The organism is Streptomyces sp. NPDC004667 (assembly GCF_040609475.1).
Taxonomy (GTDB): Bacteria; Actinomycetota; Actinomycetes; order Streptomycetales; family Streptomycetaceae; genus Streptomyces.
In genome coordinates this window covers 7,634-28,103 of record NZ_JBEXKC010000086.1, presented here as the reverse complement: position 1 = coordinate 28,103, position 20,470 = coordinate 7,634, and the positions used below count along the sequence as shown (strand labels likewise).

The following is a 20,470-nucleotide window of genomic DNA, read 5'->3' as shown; positions in this document are numbered from 1 at the left end:
GGGGTGGAGCGGCTGTTGCTGACGAGCCGTCGGGGTCCGGCGGCCGAGGGTGCGGACGAGCTCGTCGCGGAGCTGGCCGGTCTGGGTGCGCACGTCGATCTGGTGGCGTGTGACATCGCTGACCGGGATGCGCTGGCCGCTCTGTTGGACGGTATTGCGGTTGAGTACCCGCTGACTGGTGTGGTGCACACGGCGGGTGTGCTGGATGACGGTGTGCTGGCCTCGCTGACGGCGGAGCGGGTAGCAGCGGTACTGCGTCCGAAGGTGGATGCAGCCTGGAACCTGCACGAACTCACCCGCGAGCTCGACCTCTCGGCCTTCGTGTTGTTCTCGGGTGCGGCTGCGGCGTTCGGTGCCGCGGGACAGGCGAACTATGCGGCGGCGAACGCGTTCCTGGAGGGTCTGGCCGAGCAGCGGCGGGCCGAGGGGCTGCCGGCGACCGCGCTCGCCTGGGGCCTGTGGGCCCCGCAGAGCGGTGGCAGCGGTATGGCGGGTCGGCTCGACGAGGTCGATCTGCGGCGCATCGCCCGGGACGGGGTCGGCGCACTGGCGGCCGACGAGGGCCTGGCGCTCTTCGATGCGGCGATGGTGGTGGATGCGGCGGTGTTGCTGCCGATGCACCTGGACGTCGCGGTGTTGCGGGCGCAGGCGGTGTCTGCGGGTTCGACGCCCGCGTTGCTGCGGTCGCTGGTGCGGGTTCCGGCGCGCCGGATGGTGGAGCGGCGGGACGGCGGTGCGGAGGGTGGCTCGCCGCTGGTCGCGCGGCTGACGGGGCTGCCGGTGGCCGAGCGGGAGGGTGTGCTGCTGGAGCTGGTCTGCGGGCGGGTCGCCTCGGTGCTGGGCCACTCGGGTGCCGGGGCGGTGGATGCCGAGCGTGCCTTCCGGGATCTGGGCTTCGACTCCCTGACGGCCGTGGAGCTGCGGAACGTACTGAAGGCGGAGACCGGTCTGCGTCTGCCGCCCACGCTGATCTTCGATTACCCGACTCCTGTTGCTCTGGCCCGCCACCTCCTGGCGGAACTCGCCCTGACCACCGGAGCCGGTGGCCGGGTTGAGCATGGTCGGCGGACGCCGGTACGGACCGCCGCGGGTGTGGCGGACGATCCGATCGTGATCGTGGGCATGGGCTGCCGCTTCCCCGGTGGGGTGCGCACGCCCGAGGACCTGTGGCAGTTGGTCGCCTCGGGTGGGGACGGCATCACGGCGTTCCCGACGGACCGCGGTTGGAACGGAGAGGCGCTTTACCACCCGGACCCGGACCATGCGGGTACGTCTTACACGCGTGAGGGTGGCTTCCTGCACGAGGCGGCGGAGTTCGACCCGGCGTTCTTCGGCATTTCGCCGCGCGAGGCCCTGGCGATGGACCCGCAGCAGCGTCTGCTGCTGGAGACCTCGTGGGAGGCCTTCGAGCGGGCGGGCATCGACCCGATGTCCATGCGGGGCAGCCGGACCGGCGTCTTCGCCGGCGTCATGTACCACGACTACGTGAGCGGCATCGGCATCGGAGACGGCGCCGGTGCGGGAGACGAACTGCCCGAGGGCGTCGAGGGATACCTCGGCACCGGGAACGCCGGCAGCATCGCTTCCGGCCGTATCGCCTACACCTTCGGCCTGGAGGGCCCGGCGGTCACTGTCGACACGGCGTGCTCCTCGTCGCTGGTCGCGCTGCACTGGGCGATCCAGGCCCTGCGCAACGGCGAGTGCGACATGGCACTGGCCGGCGGTGTCGCGATCATGGCGACGCCGGAGACGTTCATCGACTTCAGCCGCCAGCGTGGTCTGGCGACCGATGGTCGTTGCAAGTCCTTCGCGGAGGGTGCGGACGGGACCGGTTGGGCCGAGGGTGCGGGCATGCTGCTGGTGGAGCGGCTGTCGGACGCGCGTCGTCACGGGCATCCGGTGCTGGCGGTGGTGCGCGGTTCGGCGATCAACCAGGACGGTGCGAGCAATGGTCTGACGGCTCCGAACGGGCCTTCGCAGCAGCGGGTGATCCGCGAGGCGCTGGCCAGTGCGGGTCTGTCGACCGCGGATGTGGACGCGGTGGAGGCGCACGGTACGGGTACGCGGCTGGGTGACCCGATCGAGGCGCAGGCGCTGCTGGCGACGTACGGGCAGGAGCGGTCGGCCCAGCAGCCGCTGCTGCTCGGTTCGATCAAGTCGAACATCGGTCACACGCAGGCTGCTGCGGGTGTGGCCGGTGTGATCAAGATGATCATGGCGATGCGGCATGGTGTGCTGCCGAAGACGCTGCACGTGGACGCGCCGTCCTCGCAGATCGACTGGGAGGCGGGCGATGTCCGCCTGCTGACCGATGCGGTGGAGTGGCCGGAGACCGGCCGCCCGCGCCGGGCGGGTGTTTCCTCCTTCGGTATCAGCGGCACGAACGCGCACACGATCATCGAGCAGCCGCCGGTCACCGACGTGGCAGAAGTGCCGGGAGTGGGCGTAGCGCTGCCGGTGGTGCCCTGGGTGCTCTCGGCCAAGGGTCAGGACGCTCTTCAGGCGCAGGCGCGTCAGCTTGAGTCGTACGTGCTGTCCGCGTCCGATGTGCGTCCGGTGGACGTCGCGTGGTCGTTGGCGTCGGGCAAGGCGCTGTTCGAGGACCGGGCGGCGGTCCTCGCTACTGACCGTGAGGGGCTGCTGGCCGGGCTCGCGGCGCTGGCGGAGGGCCGTACGTCGGCCGGTGTGGTCGAGGGATCGCCGGTCTCCGGCAAGCTCGCCTTCCTCTTCACCGGTCAGGGCAGCCAGCGCCTGGGCATGGGGCGTGAGCTGTATGAAGCCTTCCCGGTGTTCGCGACCGCGCTGGACGAGGTGTGTGCGCGGTTCGAACTGCCGCTGAAGGACGTGCTGTTCGGTACGGACGCAGCTCTCCTGGACGAGACGCGCTACACCCAGCCCGCGCTGTTCGCGGTCGAGGTGGCGCTCTTCCGGCTCCTGGAGAGCTGGGGCCTGAAGCCCGACTTCGTGTCCGGGCACTCGATCGGTGAGATCGCCGCCGCGCACGTGGCGGGCGTCTTCTCCCTGGACGACGCGTGCGCGCTGGTGGAGGCACGTGGCCGGTTGATGCAGGCGCTGCCGGGTGGTGGCGTGATGATCGCGGTGCAGGCGTCGGAGGACGAGGTCCTGCCGCTGCTGACCGAGCGCGTGAGCATTGCCGCCGTCAACGGGCCGCGTTCGGTCGTGATTGCCGGTGACGAGGACGCGGCCGTCGCGGTTGTGGAGGCCTTCGCGGATCGCAAGTCCAAGCGGCTGACGGTCAGCCACGCGTTCCACTCGCCGCACATGGACGGCATGCTGGACGACTTCCGCCAGGTGGTGGAGGGGCTGTCCTTCGCTGCCCCGCGCATCCCGCTCGTCTCCAACCTGACCGGGTCTCTCGTCTCGGACGAGATGGGTTCGGCCGAGTTCTGGGTCCGCCACGTCCGCGAAGCCGTCCGCTTCCTCGACGGCGTTCGGGCCCTTGAGGCAGCCGGCGTCACGACGTACCTCGAAATCGGCCCCGATGGGGTGCTGTCGGCGCTGGCGCAGGACTGCCTGACCGGTGACGCCGACACCGCCTTCCTCCCCGTCCTGCGCGCAGGACGGGTCGAGGCCGAGACGTTCGTCGGCGCCGTGGCCCAGGCACATGTGCGGGGTGTGGAGGTGGACTGGTCCGCCTTCTACGCCGGTACGGGCGCCCGCCGGATCGAGCTTCCGACGTACGCCTTCCAGCGCCAGCGCTACTGGCTGCAACTGACGGGCTCGGCTGCGCGGAGCGGTCTCGCAGGTGATCTGGACTCCCGTTTCTGGGATGCGGTGGAGCGTGAGGACATGGAGTCCCTCGCCGACACGCTGGAGATGGAGGACGAGGGCGCGTGGAGCTCGGTCCTGCCGGCCCTCTCGGCGTGGCGCCGCGGCCTGCGGACCCAGTCCGAGGTGGACGCGTGGCGCTACCGGGTGTCGTGGAAGCCGCTGACGGACTCCGTGGGGGGTGCGCGGCTTTCCGGTGTGTGGCTGGTGGTTGTTCCGGCCGGTGGTGTGGATGACTCGGCTGTGGTGGAGGGGCTGGCCGCTCGGGGGGCTGAGGTCCTTCGGGTGGTGGTCGAGGGCGGTGCGGTGCGTGCCGCGCTGGCTGAGACGGCTTCTGGTGTGGTGGCGGGTGTGGTGTCGCTGCTGGCGCTGGACGAGGCCGCCGGGGTGGCCCCCACGGCTGGGCTGCTTCAGGCGCTGGGTGAGGCCGGGGTGGGGGCGCCGTTGTGGTGTCTGACCCGGGGTGCGGTGAGTGTGGGCCGTTCGGACCGCCTCGTCTCGGCCGTTCAGGCGCAGGTGTGGGGTCTGGGCCGGGTCGCCGCTCTGGAGGTTCCGGAGCGCTGGGGCGGTCTGGTGGATCTTCCCGAGGTGTGGGACGAGCGGGCCATGGCCCGGCTGGTCGGCGTACTGGCCGGCGGCCTTGCCGGTGAGGACCAGGTCGCGGTCCGGTCCTCCGGGGTGTTCGGGCGTCGGCTGGTTCGTGCGGCTGCCGGGGACACGGGCTCTTGGTCGCCGTCCGGGACCGTGCTGGTGACCGGTGGTACGGGTGCTCTGGGCGGCCGGGTCGCGCGGTGGCTGGCCGGTGCGGGCGCTGAGCGGCTGGTGCTGACCAGCCGTCGGGGCGCCGACGCGCCCGGCGCTGCCGAGCTGGCAGCTGAGCTCTCGGAGACCGGCGTCGAGGTGTCGGTGGTGGCGTGTGACGCCGCTGACCGGGATGCCCTGCGTACGCTGCTCGCCGCTGAGGCCGAGGGCCTGACGGCTGTGGTGCACACGGCGGGTGTGCTGGATGACGGTGTGCTGGATGCGCTGACCCCTGAGCGGTTCGAGAGCGTGCTGCGGGCGAAGGCCACGTCTGCGCTGAACCTGCATGAGCTGACTGTCGAGCTCGGGATCGAGCTGTCGGCTTTCGTTCTGTTCTCCTCGATGAGCGGGATGACCGGTGCGGCCGGTCAGGGCAACTACGCCGCTGCGAACGCCTACCTGGATGCCCTTGCCGAGCAGCGGCGGGCTGCCGGGCTGGCTGCGACCTCGCTCGCGTGGGGTCCGTGGGCCGAGGGTGGTATGGCCGCTGATGACGCCCTTGAGGCCCGGATGCGCCGTGAGGGGCTGCCGCCCATGGCGCCCGATACCGCGATGGCCGTTCTGCGCCAGAGCGTGGGCTCGTCGGGTGATGCGGCTCTGCTGGTCGCCGACGTGGACTGGGTGCGGTTCGGCCCGGCCTTCACCGCGGTACGGCCCAGCATGCTCTTTGCCGAGCTGCCCGAGACCCACCCTGCCGGTACGGCAGCCCGTGCGGAATCCGTCGGTGCGCCGGTCGGGAAGTTCGCCGGGCTCGGTGCGGCCGAGCTGGAGCGGGAGCTGCTCGGGCTGGTCCGCGCTCAGGTCGCCGCAGTACTCGGGCACGACGGCGCCGACGCCGTCGGGGCCGAACGCGCCTTCAAGGAGCTGGGCTTCGACTCGCTCACGGCTGTCGAGCTGCGCAACCGGCTCGGCGCCGTCACCGGTGTGACCCTGCCGGCGACGCTGATCTTCGACTACCCGACGGCCTCCGCCCTCACCGCCTTCCTCCGCGACGAACTCCTGGGCAACGAGGCCGAGATCGCCGGTCCGGTGGTCGTCGCGGGCCCGGCTCTGGACGACGACCCGATCGCGATCGTGGCGATGAGCTGCCGGTTCCCGGGTGGTGTGCGGACGCCGGAGGACCTGTGGCGTCTGCTGTCCGAGGGTGGTGACGCCATCGGTGAGTTCCCGGCCGATCGTGGCTGGGACCTGGAGCGGCTCTACAACCCGGATCCCGACCAGCAGGGCACGTTCTACGCCCGTGAGGGCGGCTTCATCTACGACGTCGCCGACTTCGACGCTGACTTCTTCGGCATCTCGCCGCGCGAGGCCCTCGCCATGGACCCGCAGCAGCGCCTGCTGCTCGAGACCACCTGGGAAGCGTTCGAGCGGGCCGGGATCGATCCGGCGACCGTGCGCGGCAGTCAGGCCGGTGTCTTCGTAGGCACCAACGGCCAGGATTACGACGGCACGTTCCAGGTCATCCCGGAGGGCATCGAGGGCTTCCTCGGTACGGGCAACGCGGCGAGTGTCGTCTCCGGTCGCCTGTCCTACGCCTTCGGGCTGGAGGGTCCGGCCGTCACCGTCGACACGGCTTGCTCGGCTTCTCTCGTCGCGCTGCACTGGGCTGTGCAGGCCCTGCGCAACGGCGAGTGCTCGATCGCCCTGGCCGGCGGTGTGACCGTCATGTCCTCGCCGGGCGCCTACATCGACTTCAGCCGCCAGCGTGGTCTGGCCGCCGACGGCCGGATCAAGGCCTTCGCGGCCGGTGCGGACGGGACGGGCTGGGGTGAGGGTGTCGGCATGCTGCTCGTGGAGCGGCTGTCGGACGCCCGCCGCAACGGGCACCCGGTCCTCGCGGTGATCCGCGGCTCGGCGATCAACCAGGACGGTGCCAGCAACGGTCTGACGGCACCCAACGGGCCGTCCCAGCAGCGCGTCATCCGTGCCGCCCTCGCCAGCGCCGGCCTGTCGGCCGCCGAAGTGGACGCCGTCGAGGCGCACGGTACGGGGACCCGGCTGGGTGACCCGATCGAGGCCCAGGCCCTGCTGGCGACGTACGGCCAGGAGCGGTCGGCCCAGCAGCCGCTGCTGCTCGGTTCGATCAAGTCGAACATCGGTCACACGCAGGCCGCTGCCGGTGTGGCCGGCGTCATGAAGATGGTGCTGGCGATGCAGCACGGGGTGCTTCCGCAGACCCTGCACGTGGACGAGCCCACCCCGCACGTCGACTGGACGGCGGGCGACATCCAGATCCTGACCGAACGGCGGGACTGGCCGGAGACCGGCCGCCCGCGCCGGGCCGGCATCTCCTCGTTCGGCTTCAGCGGCACCAACGCCCACACCATCATCGAGCAGGCCCCGGACGTCGAGCAGACGGAGCCGGCCGTGTCGCCGCAGGCACGTCCCGGTGTCCTGCCGTGGGTGCTGTCCGCGAAGAGCGAGGCGTCCCTCCGCGTCCAGGCCGAGCGTCTCGGTGCCTGGTTCGCCTCGAACGAGGAGATGCCGTCGCCCGCCGATGTCGCCTACTCCCTGGCCACGTCGCGGTCGGCGCTCGAACACCGGGCCACGGTCGTAGCCGAGGAGCCGGCGGCGTTCGTCGCCGCGCTGAACGCTCTCGCGGCCGGTGAACCCGTACCCGGGCTGGTGCGCGGTACGGCTTCCTCCGGCGGGCTGGCCTTCCTGTTCACGGGTCAGGGCAGTCAGCGCCTCGGCATGGGGCGTGAGCTGTACGACGCCTTCCCGGTGTTCGCGGACGCCCTGGACGCGATCTGCGCCCGCATGGACGGACATCTGGAACTCCCGCTGCGCGACGTGATGTTCGGGACGGACGCGGAGCTGCTGGACCAGACCGGCTACACCCAGCCCGCACTCTTCGCGGTCGAGGTGGCACTCTTCCGGCTGGTCGAAGCCTGGGGTCTGAAGCCTGACTTCCTGGCCGGTCATTCGATCGGTGAGATCGCCGCCGCGCATGTGGCGGGTGTGCTGTCGCTGGAGGACGCGTGTGCGCTGGTGGCGGCGCGTGGGCGGCTGATGCAGGCGCTGCCGGCCGGTGGCGTGATGATCGCGGTGCAGGCGTCGGAGGACGAGGTCCTGCCGCTGCTGACCGACCGGGTGAGCATCGCCGCTGTCAACGGTCCGACGTCGGTTGTGATCGCCGGTGACGAGGACGCGGCGGTCGCGATCGCTGAGGCCTTCGTGGCGCAGGGGCGCAAGACCAAGCGGCTGACGGTCAGCCACGCCTTCCACTCGCCGCACATGGACGGGATGCTGGCCGACTTCCGCCAGGTCGTGGCGGGGCTGGCCTTCGAGACCCCGCGGATCCAGATCGTCTCCAACCTGACCGGTTCGGTCGTTTCCGATGAGATGGGCTCGGCCGAGTTCTGGGTCCGGCACGTGCGGGATGCCGTGCGGTTCCTGGATGGGATCCGGGCTCTTGAGGGCGCGGGTGTGACGACGTATGTCGAGCTCGGTCCGGACGGTGTCTTGTCGGCGCTGGCGCAGGAGTGCGTGAACGAGGACGCCGTCTTCGTGCCCGTGCTCCGCAAGGACCGGCCTGAGGCGGAATCCCTGGTCCGCGCCGTGGCCCAGGCGTTCGTACAGGGCACGAAGGTGGACTGGTCCGCCTTCTTCGCCGGTACGGGTGCGCGGCGGGTGGATCTGCCGACGTACGCCTTCCAGCGGCAGCGGTTCTGGCCCAGTGCGGTGGCGTTCGTGGGCGGGGACCCGGAGTCGATCGGTCTCGGTGACGCGGCGCATCCGCTGCTGGGTGCGACGGTTGCTCTGGCTGACTCGGACGGGGTGCTGCTTGCCGGTCGTCTGTCGCTGGAGACCCATCCCTGGCTTGCCGATCACGTGATTCACGGTGGTGTGCTGCTGCCGGGTACGGCTTTCGTGGAGCTGGCGCTGCGTGCCGGTGACCAGGTCGGTTGTGATGTGGTGGAGGAGCTGACGCTGGAGGCGCCGCTGGTGCTGCCCGAGCGGGGCGGTGTCCAGCTGCAGTTGGTGGTCGAGGCGCCGGCTGCGGGTGGTGGGCGGGCGTTCGCCGTGTACTCGCGGCGTCAGGACGGTGTGGGGGAGGAGTTGTGGACGCGTCACGGGTCGGGTGTGCTGGCCAGTGGCGCGCGTTCTGAGGCTGCGGCGGAGTTCGGTGAGCTGGCGGTGTGGCCGCCGGTGGACGCGGTACCGGTCGACGTCAGCGGGCTCTACGCGGAACTCGCCGGGGACGGCATGGCCTACGGGCCGCTGTTCCAGGGACTGAAGAGCGCATGGCGGCGCGGCACGGATCTGTTCACCGAGGTGGCGCTCCCCGAAGAGGGTCATCAGGACGCGGCCCGGTTCGGGCTGCACCCGGCTTTGCTCGACGCCGGACTCCACGCCATCGGCCACGGCGACCCCGCCGCGGCCGAGACCGGCGCGCAACTGCCGTTCTCGTGGGCCGGTGTCTCCCTGTATGCCGTGGGTGCTTCGGCGCTGCGGATGCGGTTGGTGGCGACGGGTGCGGGTGATCAGCGTGCGCTGGCGTTGTGGGTGGCGGACGGGTCGGGTCGGCCGGTTGCGGCGGTTGAGTCGCTGACGTTGCGTCCGGCTTCTGCCGAGCAGGTCAACGCGGCGGGTGCCGCTCACGTGGAGTCGCTGTTCCGCGTGGAGTGGGTGGCTGCCGGGGCCGGTGCGCCGGTGGAGCCGGCAGACCTTCGCTGGGCGGTGCTGGGCCGGGACGAGTTCGGTCTGGGCACCACGGATGCGCAGGTCACCGAGTATGCCGATGTCGATGCCCTTGTGGTGGCGTTGGAGGCGGGTGAGCCGGTTCCGGACGCGGTGTTTGTTGCTCCGTCTGTCGGGGTGTCGGCTGAGGGTGTCGTGGGGGCTGTCCATGGGGCGGTCGGTGCGGCGTTGGAGTTGGTGCAGGGGTGGCTGGCGGATGAGCGGTTCGCCGGTACGCGTCTGGTGTGGTTGACGTCGGGTGCGGTGGCTGTTGGGGCCGGTGCGGGTGTGAGCGATCTGGCGGGCGGCGCGGTGCGCGGTCTGCTGAGGTCGGCGCAGTCGGAGAATCCGGGTCAGCTGGTGATGCTGGATCTGGACGCGGACGCTTCGGCTGGGGTGATCGCGGCTGCGTTGGCTTCGGGTGAGCCGGAGTTGGCGGTCCGGGCGGGTGTGGTCAGTGTTCCGCGTCTGGTGCGTGTGCTGTCTTCGGAGAGCGTGGCTGGGGCGGAGGCTGGTTTCGGTCCGTCGGGGACGGTGCTGGTGACGGGTGCCACGGGCAGCCTGGGCCGGCTTTTTGCCCGGCATCTGGTGACGGCGTTCGGGGTGGAGCGGCTGTTGCTGACGAGCCGTCGGGGTCCGGCGGCCGAGGGTGCGGACGAGCTCGTCGCGGAGCTGGCCGGTCTGGGTGCGCACGTTGATCTGGTGGCGTGTGACATCGCTGACCGGGATGCGCTGGCCGCCTTGTTGGACGGTGTTTCGGTTGAGTATCCGCTGGCTGGTGTGGTGCACACGGCGGGTGTGCTGGATGACGGTGTGCTGGCGTCGCTGACGGCGGAGCGGGTGGCAGCGGTACTGCGCCCGAAGGTGGACGCGGCCTGGAACCTGCATGAGCTGACCAGGGACTTGGACCTGGATGCCTTCGTGTTGTTCTCGGGTGCGGCTGCGGCGTTCGGTGCTGCGGGGCAGGCGAACTATGCGGCGGCGAACGCGTTCCTGGAGGGTCTGGCCGAGCAGCGGCGGGCCGAGGGGCTGCCGGCGACGGCGCTCGCCTGGGGCCTGTGGGCCCCGCAGAGCAGCAACGGCGCAGCTGGTGCCGGAATGGCAGCGAGCCTTGACGAGGCCAACCTCCGCCGTATCGCCCGAGAGGGCGTCGCCGCACTCGCCGCTGACGAGGGCCTGGCGCTCTTCGATGCTGCGATGGTGGTGGATGCGGCGGTGTTGCTGCCGATGCACCTGGACGTCGCGGTGTTGCGGGCGCAGGCGGTGTCTGCGGGTTCGACGCCCGCGTTGCTGCGGTCGCTGGTGCGGGTTCCGGCGCGCCGGATGGTGGAGCGGCGGGACGGCGGTGCAGAGGGTGGCTCGCCGCTGGTCGCGCGGCTGACGGGGCTGCCGGTGGCCGAGCGGGAGGGTGTGCTGCTGGAGCTGGTCTGCGGGCGGGTCGCCGCGGTGCTGGGCCACTCGGGTGCGGGGGCGGTGGATGCCGAGCGTGCTTTCCGGGATCTGGGCTTCGACTCGCTGACGGCTGTGGAGCTGCGGAACGTACTGAAGGCGGAGACCGGTCTGCGTCTGCCGCCCACGCTGATCTTCGACTACCCGACCCCTGTCGCACTGGCCCGCCACCTCCTGGCCGAACTCGCCCTGACCACCGGAGCCGACGAGCAGAACCTCGGCCGCGGGCAGCTGATGGCCCGCGTTCGGCCGGTCACCGGTGTGGTGGACGACCCGATCGTGATCGTGGGCATGGGCTGCCGCTTCCCCGGTGGGGTGCGCACGCCCGAGGACCTGTGGCAGCTCGTCGCCTCGGGCCAGGACGGCATCACGGCCTTCCCCACCGACCGCGGTTGGAACGGAGAGGCGCTTTACCACCCGGACCCGGACCATGCGGGTACGTCTTACACGCGTGAGGGTGGCTTCCTGCACGAGGCGGCGGAGTTCGACCCGGCGTTCTTCGGGATCTCGCCGCGCGAGGCCCTGGCGATGGACCCGCAGCAGCGTCTGCTGCTGGAGACCTCGTGGGAGGCCTTCGAGCGGGCGGGCATCGACCCGACGTCCATGCGCGGCAGCCGGACCGGCGTCTTCGCCGGCGTCATGTACCACGACTACGCGACCGGCTACGGCAACGGCGAAGAGCTGCCCGAGGGCGTCGAGGGATACCTCGGCACTGGTATCTCCGGCAGCATCGCCTCGGGCCGCGTTTCGTACGCGTTCGGCCTGGAAGGTCCGGCCGTCACGGTCGACACGGCCTGCTCGTCCTCCCTCGTCGCGCTGCACTGGGCGATCCAGGCCCTGCGCAACGGCGAGTGCGACATGGCACTGGCCGGCGGTGTCGCGATCATGGCGACGCCGGAGACGTTCATCGACTTCAGCCGCCAGCGTGGTCTGGCGACCGATGGTCGTTGCAAGTCCTTCGCGGAGGGTGCGGACGGGACCGGCTGGGCCGAGGGCGCGGGCATGCTGCTGGTGGAGCGGCTGTCGGACGCGCGTCGTCACGGGCATCCGGTGCTGGCGGTGGTGCGCGGTTCGGCGATCAACCAGGACGGTGCGAGCAACGGTCTGACGGCCCCGAACGGGCCTTCGCAGCAGCGGGTGATCCGCGAGGCGCTGGCCAGCGCGGGTCTGTCGACCGCGGATGTCGACGCGGTGGAGGCGCACGGCACGGGGACCCGGCTGGGTGACCCGATCGAGGCGCAGGCGCTGCTGGCGACGTACGGGCAGGACCGGTCGGCCCAGCAGCCGCTGCTGCTCGGTTCGATCAAGTCGAACATCGGTCACACGCAGGCTGCTGCGGGTGTGGCCGGTGTGATCAAGATGATCATGGCGATGCGGCATGGTGTGCTGCCGAAGACGCTGCACGTGGACGCGCCGTCCTCGCAGATCGACTGGGAGGCGGGCGATGTCCGCCTGCTGACCGATGCGGTGGAGTGGCCGGAGACCGGCCGCCCGCGCCGCGCGGGCGTCTCCTCCTTCGGCATCAGCGGCACGAACGCGCACACGATCATCGAGCAGCCGCCGGTCACCGACGTGGCAGAGGCGTCTGCGGAGGACGCCCCGCTGCCGGTTGTGACGTGGACGCTGTCCGCGAAGGGTGAAGACGCCCTGCGGGCGCAGGCGCGCCGTCTTCAGTCCTTCGTCCTGTCCGCGCCCGATGTGCGTCCGGTGGACGTCGCGTGGTCGTTGGCGTCGGGCAAGGCGCTGTTCGAGGACCGGGCGACGGTCTTCGCCGCTGACCGTGAGGGGCTGCTGGCCGGGCTCGCGGCGCTGGCGGACGGCCGTACGCCGGCCGGTGTGGTCGAGGGATCGCCGGTCTCCGGCAAGCTCGCCTTCCTCTTCACCGGCCAGGGCAGTCAGCGCCTGGGCATGGGGCGTGAGCTGTATGACGCCTTCCCGGTGTTCGCGACCGCCCTTGATGAGGTGTGTGCGCGGTTCGAACTGCCGCTGAAGGACGTGCTGTTCGGTACGGACGCAGGTCTCCTGGACGAGACGCGCTACACCCAGCCCGCGCTGTTCGCGGTCGAGGTGGCACTGTTCCGGCTGGTCGAGGCCTGGGGTCTGAAGCCCGACTTCCTGTCCGGGCATTCGATCGGTGAGATCGCCGCCGCGCACGTGGCGGGGGTGCTGTCGCTGGACGACGCGTGCGCGCTGGTGGAGGCACGTGGCCGGTTGATGCAGGCGCTGCCGGGTGGTGGCGTGATGATCGCGGTGCAGGCTTCGGAGGACGAGGTCCTGCCGCTGCTGACCGACCGCGTGAGCATCGCCGCCGTCAACGGCCCCACCTCGGTGGTCATCGCCGGTGACGAGGACGCCGCCGTCGCGGTCGTGGAGGCTCTCTCCGACCGCAAGACCAAGCGCCTCACCGTCAGCCACGCGTTCCACTCGCCGCACATGGACGGCATGCTGGACGACTTCCGCCAGGTGGTGGAGGGACTGTCCTTCGCCGCTCCGCGCATCCCGCTCGTCTCCAACCTGACCGGGTCTCTCGTCTCGGACGAGATGAGTTCGGCCGAGTTCTGGGTCCGCCACGTCCGCGAAGCCGTCCGCTTCCTCGACGGCATGCAGGCCCTCCAAGCGGCCGGCGTGACGACGTACCTCGAAATCGGTCCGTCGGGCGTGCTCTCCGCCCTGGGCCAGGAATGCGTGAGCGGCGAGACCGCCGGCTTCGTACCCGTTCTGCGCGGTGGGCGGCCCGAGCCGGAGACGGCCGTCGCCGCACTGGCTCAGGCCCACGTGCGGGGTGCGGCGGTGGACTGGTCCGCCTACTTCGCCGGTACGGGTGCCCGAAGCATCGAGCTGCCGACGTACGCCTTCCAGCGCCAGCGCTACTGGCTGGAGATGCCGGCGGCTCCGGCAGCCCGCAAGGGCTCCGGGGACGACATGGACTCCCGTTTCTGGGACGCGGTGGAGCGTGAGGACATGGAGTCCCTCGCCGCCGCCCTGGACCTGGACGACGAGAACGCCTGGGACACCGTCCTGCCGGCCCTGCCCGCCCTGTCGGCGTGGCGCCGCGGCCTGCGGACCCGCTCCGAGGTGGACGCGTGGCGCTACCGGGTGTCGTGGAAGCCGCTGACGGACTCCGCCGCCGGTAACGGGCTGTTGGGCACCTGGCTGCTTGTGACGCCTGCCGGGGACGTGGACGACACGGCCGTCGCGGGTGCGCTGGCGGCACGCGGTGCCGAGGTGCGCCGCCTCGTGGTCGAGCCCGGTACGGACCGGGACGCGCTGGGCGGGCTGCTGGCCGTGGCCGGCCCCGTGGCCGGTGTGGTGTCGCTGCTGGCGCTGGACGAGGCCGCCGGGGTGGCCCCCACGGCTGGGCTGCTTCAGGCGATGGGCGACGCCGGGGTGGGGGCGCCGTTGTGGTGCCTGACCCGGGGTGCGGTGAGTGTGGGCCGTTCGGATCGCCTTGTGTCTGCGGTTCAGGCGCAGGTGTGGGGTCTGGGCCGGGTCGCCGCTCTGGAGGTTCCGGAGCGTTGGGGTGGCCTGGTGGACCTTCCCGAGGTGTGGGACGAGCGGGCCATGGCCCGGCTGGTCGGCGTACTGGCCGGCGGCCTTGCCGGTGAGGATCAGGTCGCGGTCCGGTCCTCCGGGGTGTTCGGGCGCCGCCTGGTTCGCGCGGCTGCCGGGGACACGGGCTCTTGGGCGCCGTCCGGGACCGTGCTGGTCACCGGTGGTACGGGTGCTCTGGGCGGCCGGGTCGCGCGGTGGCTTGCGGGTGCGGGCGCCGAGCGGCTGGTGCTGACCAGCCGCCGGGGTGCGGACGCACCGGGTGCGGCCGAGCTGATGGCGGAACTGTCCGAGCTGGGCGTGGACGTAGCGGTCGTGGCGTGTGACGCCGCTGACCGGGATGCCCTGCGTACGCTGCTCGCCGCCGAGGCCGAGACGCTGACGGGTGTGGTGCACACGGCGGGTGTGCTGGATGACGGTGTGCTGGACGCGCTGACTCCTGAGCGGTTCGAGAGTGTGCTGCGGGCCAAGGCGGTCTCCGCACTGAACCTGCATGAGCTGACCGTCGAGCTCGGGATCGAGCTGTCCGCGTTCGTGCTGTTCTCCTCGATGAGCGGCACCATCGGCGCGGCCGGTCAGGGCAACTACGCCGCTGCGAACGCTTATCTGGATGCCCTTGCGGAGCAGCGGCGGGCTGCCGGGCTGGCTGCGACCTCGCTCGCGTGGGGTCCGTGGGCCGAGGGTGGTATGGCCGCTGATGACGCCCTTGAGGCCCGGATGCGGCGTGAGGGGCTGCCGCCCATGGCGCCCGACACCGCGATGGCCGTTCTGAGGCAGAGCGTGGGCTCGTCGGATGGCGCGGCTCTGCTCGTCGCGGACGTGGACTGGGACCGGTTTGGCCCGGCCTTCAGCCTCGTACGCCCCAGCACCCTCTTCGCCGAGCTTCTGGAAACCCGGCCCGCCGGGTCCGCCGACCGGCCCGAGGTGGCCGGGTCGCCGGTCGACCGGCTGGCCGGGCTCGGTGCGGCCGAGCTGGAGCGCGAGCTGCTCGGGCTGGTCCGCGCCCAGGTCGCCGCTGTACTCGGACACCAGGGCTCGGAGTCGGTCGGCGCCGAACGCGCCTTCAAGGAGCTCGGGTTCGACTCGCTCACGGCTGTCGAGCTGCGCAACCGGCTCGGCGCCGTCACCGGTGTGACCCTGCCGGCGACGCTGATCTTCGACTACCCGACGGCCTCCGCCCTCACCGCCTTCCTCCGCGACGAACTCCTCGGGACCCAGGCCGAGATCGCCGGACCCGTCGCCGTCGCGACCGACGACGACCCGATCGCGATCGTGGCGATGAGCTGCCGCTTCCCGGGTGGTGTGCGGACGCCGGAGGACCTGTGGCATCTGCTGTCCGAGGGCGGCGACGCCATCGGTGAGTTCCCGGCAAACCGTGGCTGGGACCTGGAGCGGCTCTACAACCCGGATCCCGACCAGCAGGGCACGTTCTACGCCCGCGAGGGCGGCTTCATCTACGACGTCGCCGACTTCGACGCCGACTTCTTCGGGATCTCGCCGCGCGAGGCCCTCGCCATGGACCCGCAGCAGCGCCTGCTGCTCGAGACCACCTGGGAAGCGTTCGAGCGCGCCGGGATCGACCCGGCAGCCGTGCGCGGCAGCCAGGCCGGTGTCTTCGTCGGCACCAACGGCCAGGACTACGGGGCGATGCTCCAGACGGTTCCGGACGGCATCGAGGGCTTCCTCGGTACCGGCAACGCGGCGAGTGTCGTCTCCGGTCGCCTGTCCTACGCCTTCGGGCTGGAGGGTCCGGCCGTCACCGTCGACACGGCCTGCTCCGCTTCCCTCGTCGCCCTGCACTGGGCCGTCCAGGCCCTGCGCAACGGCGAGTGCTCGATCGCCCTGGCCGGCGGTGTGACCGTCATGTCCTCGCCGGGCGCGTACATCGACTTCAGCCGCCAGCGTGGTCTGGCCGCCGACGGCCGGATCAAGGCCTTCGCGGCCGGTGCGGACGGGACGGGCTGGGGTGAGGGTGTCGGCATGCTGCTCGTGGAGCGGCTGTCGGACGCCCGCCGCAACGGGCACCCGGTCCTCGCGGTGATTCGCGGCTCGGCGATCAACCAGGACGGTGCCAGCAACGGTCTGACGGCACCCAACGGGCCGTCCCAGCAGCGCGTCATCCGTGCCGCCCTCGCCAGCGCCGGCCTGTCGGCCGCCGAAGTGGACGCCGTCGAGGCGCACGGCACCGGCACCACCCTCGGCGACCCGATCGAGGCCCAGGCCCTGCTGGCCACCTACGGCCGGGAGCGGACCGACGGGCAGCCCCTCTTCCTGGGCTCCATCAAGTCGAACATCGGGCACACACAGGCCGCTGCCGGTGTGGCCGGCGTCATGAAGATGGTGCTGGCGATGCAGCACGGGGTGCTTCCGCAGACCCTGCACGTGGACGAGCCCACCCCGCACGTCGACTGGCAGGCTGGGGAGATCGCCCTGCTGACCGAGCGGCGGGACTGGCCGGAGACCGGCCATCCCCGCCGGGCTGGCATCTCCTCGTTCGGCTTCAGCGGCACCAACGCCCACACCATCATCGAGCAGGCCCCGGATGCCGAGGACCTGACGCCGGAGCCCACGCCGAAGCAGCGGCCCGTGCCCGTGCCGTGGGTGCTGTCCGCGAAGAGCGAGGCCGCGCTCCGCGTCCAGGCCGAGCGCCTGGCCGCCCGGCTCGGATCCGACGACGCGCCGTACACCACCGCCGACGTCGCCTACTCCCTGGCCACGTCGCGGTCGGCACTCGGACACCGGGCCGTGCTCGTCGCCCAGGAGCGCGAGGAGTTCCTCACCGCGCTCAAGGCCCTCGCCACCGGCGAGCAGCCGACGGGGGCGGTGCGCGGTACGGCTTCCTCCGGCGGGCTGGCCTTCCTGTTCACGGGTCAGGGCAGTCAGCGCCTCGGCATGGGGCGTGAGCTGTACGACGCCTTCCCGGTGTTCGCGGACGCCCTGGACGCGATCTGCGCCCGCATGGACGGCCATCTGGAACTCCCGCTGCGTGACGTGATGTTCGGAACGGACGCGGAGCTGCTGGACCAGACCGGCTACACCCAGCCGGCGCTGTTCGCGGTCGAGGTGGCGCTCTTCCGCCTCGTGGAGAGCTGGGGTGTGCGGCCCGACTTCCTCTCCGGGCACTCCATCGGCGAGATCGCCGCCGCGCACGCCGCCGGGGTCCTGGACCTCGACGACGCGTGCACGCTGGTCGCGGCCCGCGGCCGGCTGATGCAGGCCCTGCCCGCAGGCGGCGCCATGATCGCCGTCCAGGCGTCCGAGGACGAGGTCCTGCCGCTGCTGACCGACCGGGTCAGCATCGCCGCCGTCAACGGGCCGACCTCGGTGGTCATCGCCGGTGACGAGGACGCGGCCGGCAAGGTGGCCGAGGCCTTCGCGGCGCAGGGGCGCAAGACCAAGCGGCTGACGGTCAGCCACGCCTTCCACTCGCCGCACATGGACGGGATGCTGGCCGACTTCCGCAAGGTGGCGGAGGGCATCGCCTTCGCCGCCCCGCGGATCCCGGTCGTGTCGAACCTGACCGGTGCCCTGGTCTCGGACGAAATGGGCTCGGCCGAGTTCTGGGTCCGGCACGTCCGCGAGGCGGTCCGCTTCCTCGACGGGATGCGTGCCCTGGAGGCCGCCGGGGTGACCACGTACCTCGAACTCGGTCCGGACGGGGTGCTTTCCGCCCTCGCCCAGGACTGCGTCACCGAGGACGCCGCCACCTTCGCACCGCTGCTCCGCAAGGGCCGCGCCGAGGCGGAGGCCCTGGTCACCGCCCTGGCCCGGGCCCACGCTCACGGAGTAGCCGTCGACTGGGCCGCATACTTCGCCGGCAGCGGCGCCCGCCGCGTCGACCTGCCCACGTACGCCTTCCAGCGCAAGCGGTACTGGCTGGAAGAGGCCCACCGCCCGGCGGCGGCCGGGTCCGACGCCGCGGGCGGCGCGATGGTGGACGCACCGTTCTGGGAGGCCGTCGAGAACGCCGACCTCGCCGCGCTCACCGCCACCCTGGACATCGACGCCGACCAGCCGCTGAGCGCCCTGCTCCCGGCACTGTCCGCCTGGCGGCACCGGCGTACCGAGCACTCGGTGGTCAACACCTGGCGCTACGGCGTCACCTGGAAGCCGCTGCCCGCGGCGGACGTCTCCGCCCGCCCCTCCGGCACGTGGCTGGTCGTCACCCCGGAGTCGGACGCCGACAGCGCACTCCCCGCCGTCGCGGACGCGCTGCGGGCCCAGGGCGCGGACGTACGGGAAGTCGCGCTGGACCCGGCCGTCACCGACCGGGGCGCCGTGGCCGACCGGCTGCGTACGGCCCTCGCCGGGGACCGGGAGGCGGCGGGCGTGGTGTCGCTGCTGGCCCTCGCCGAGGCCCCGCACCCGGCCCACCCGGCCGCGCCCGCCGGGGTGCTGCTCACCGGGACGCTGGTCCAGGCGCTCGGCGATGCCGAGGTCGACGCACCGCTGTGGTGCCTGACCTCGGGCGCCGTGGCGACCGGCCCCGCCGACCGGGTCCGCAGCGCCGCACAGGCACAGGTCTGGGGGCTCGGCCGGGTGATCGCCCTGGAGCACCCCGAGCGCTGGGGCGGCCTGGTCGACCTGCCCGCCGCCGCCGACGGCCGGACGCTCGACCGGCTGCTCGCCGTACTCGGCGGAGCCGACGCGAGCGGCGCCGAGGACCAGATCGCCGTACGCGCCTCGGGCCTGCTCGTACGCCGCGTCGAGCACGCCGCCGCGACGCCCACCGCCACCGGCGCCGACGCCGGAGCGCGGTCCGGCTCCTGGCGGGCGCGCGGCACCGTCCTGGTCACCGGCGGCACGGGCGCGCTCGGCGCGCACGTCGCCCGCTGGCTGGCCGCCCACGGCGCCGAGCACCTGGTGCTGGCCGGGCGGCGCGGAGCGCAGGCGCCGGGCACTCAGGCCCTGGTCGCGGAGCTCGCCGGGCTCGGAGTCCACGCCACGGCCGTGGCGTGCGACGTCTCCGACCGGCAGTCCGTGAGCGACCTGCTCGCGGCGCTGCGCGAGGACACCTCGGCCCCCGCCCTCACCGCCGTCTTCCACACGGCGGGCGTCGGCCAGCTGACCCCGCTCTCCGAGAGCGGGCCGGACGAGGTCGCCTCGGTCCTCGCCGCCAAGGCGGCCGGGGCCGACCACCTCGACGAACTGCTCGGCGACACGGAGCTGGACGCCTTCGTCCTCTTCTCCTCCATCGCCGGCATCTGGGGTAGCGGCGGCCAGGGCGCCTACGCGGCGGCCAACGCGCACCTCGACGCGCTGGCGCAGCGACGCCGCGACCGCGGGCTGACGGCCACCGCCGTCGCCTGGGGGCCGTGGGCCGAGGGCGGGCTCGTCGCCGACGACGAGGCCGCCGGGCAGCTGCGGCGACGCGGCCTGCCGGTGATGGCCCCCGACCGGGCCGTCGCCGCACTCCAGCAGGCGCTGGACGCGGACGACACCAACGTCACCGTCGCCGACGTCGACTGGGACCTGTTCGTCCCGGCCTTCACCGCCTCCCGGCCGCGCCCGCTCATCGCGGACCTGCCCGAGGTGCTCCGCGTCCTCGACGCCGAACGGCAGGCGGCCGGCCCCGGCACCGACGGGGACGGCGCCGCCGCCGAAGCCGAACGGCTGGTGGCCGAACTGCGGGGCATGGGCGCCGACGAGGCCGAACGCACCCTGCTCGGCCTGGTCCGCGGCCACGTCGCCGCGGTCCTGGGGCACGAGGGGACCGCCACCGTGGAGGCGGGCCGCGCCTTCAAGGAACTGGGCTTCGACTCGCTCACCGCCGTGGAACTGCGCACCCGCCTCGGCGCGGCCACCGGGCTGCGGCTTCCCGCCGCCCTCGTCTTCGACCACCCCACGCCCGCCGCCCTGGCCGCGCACATCCGCGCGGAACTCCTCGGTGAGGACACGGAGCCCGCGCTCCCGGCGCTCGCCGAGATCGACAAGCTGGAATACGTCCTCTCGTCGGTCCCCGGGGAAGACGCCGCGGAACGCGCCCGCGTCACGGCCCGCCTCGAAGCGCTCCTGGCGAACTGGAACAGGACCGAGCGGGCCGCCCTCGCCCAGGAGGACGAGGAGACGGTCATCGAATCGGCTTCCGCCGAGGACCTCTTCGACATCATCAACAACGAATTCGGAAAAGCCTGACCTTGATGCCCGAACCGACGCCCGATCGGATTCCCGATCCGATGCGCGATCCGATGGCCCAGCC

At 72.1% G+C, this 20,470-nt stretch carries 1 protein-coding gene; it reads left to right on the top strand.

What is annotated here, in order from left to right; all coding sequences use genetic code 11:
* A partial coding sequence (locus tag ABZW32_RS32550) for a type I polyketide synthase (protein ID WP_356222990.1) occupies window positions 1-20,406 on the top strand: 20,406 nt, incomplete at its 5' end.
* Window positions 20,407-20,470 lie beyond the last annotated feature (64 nt).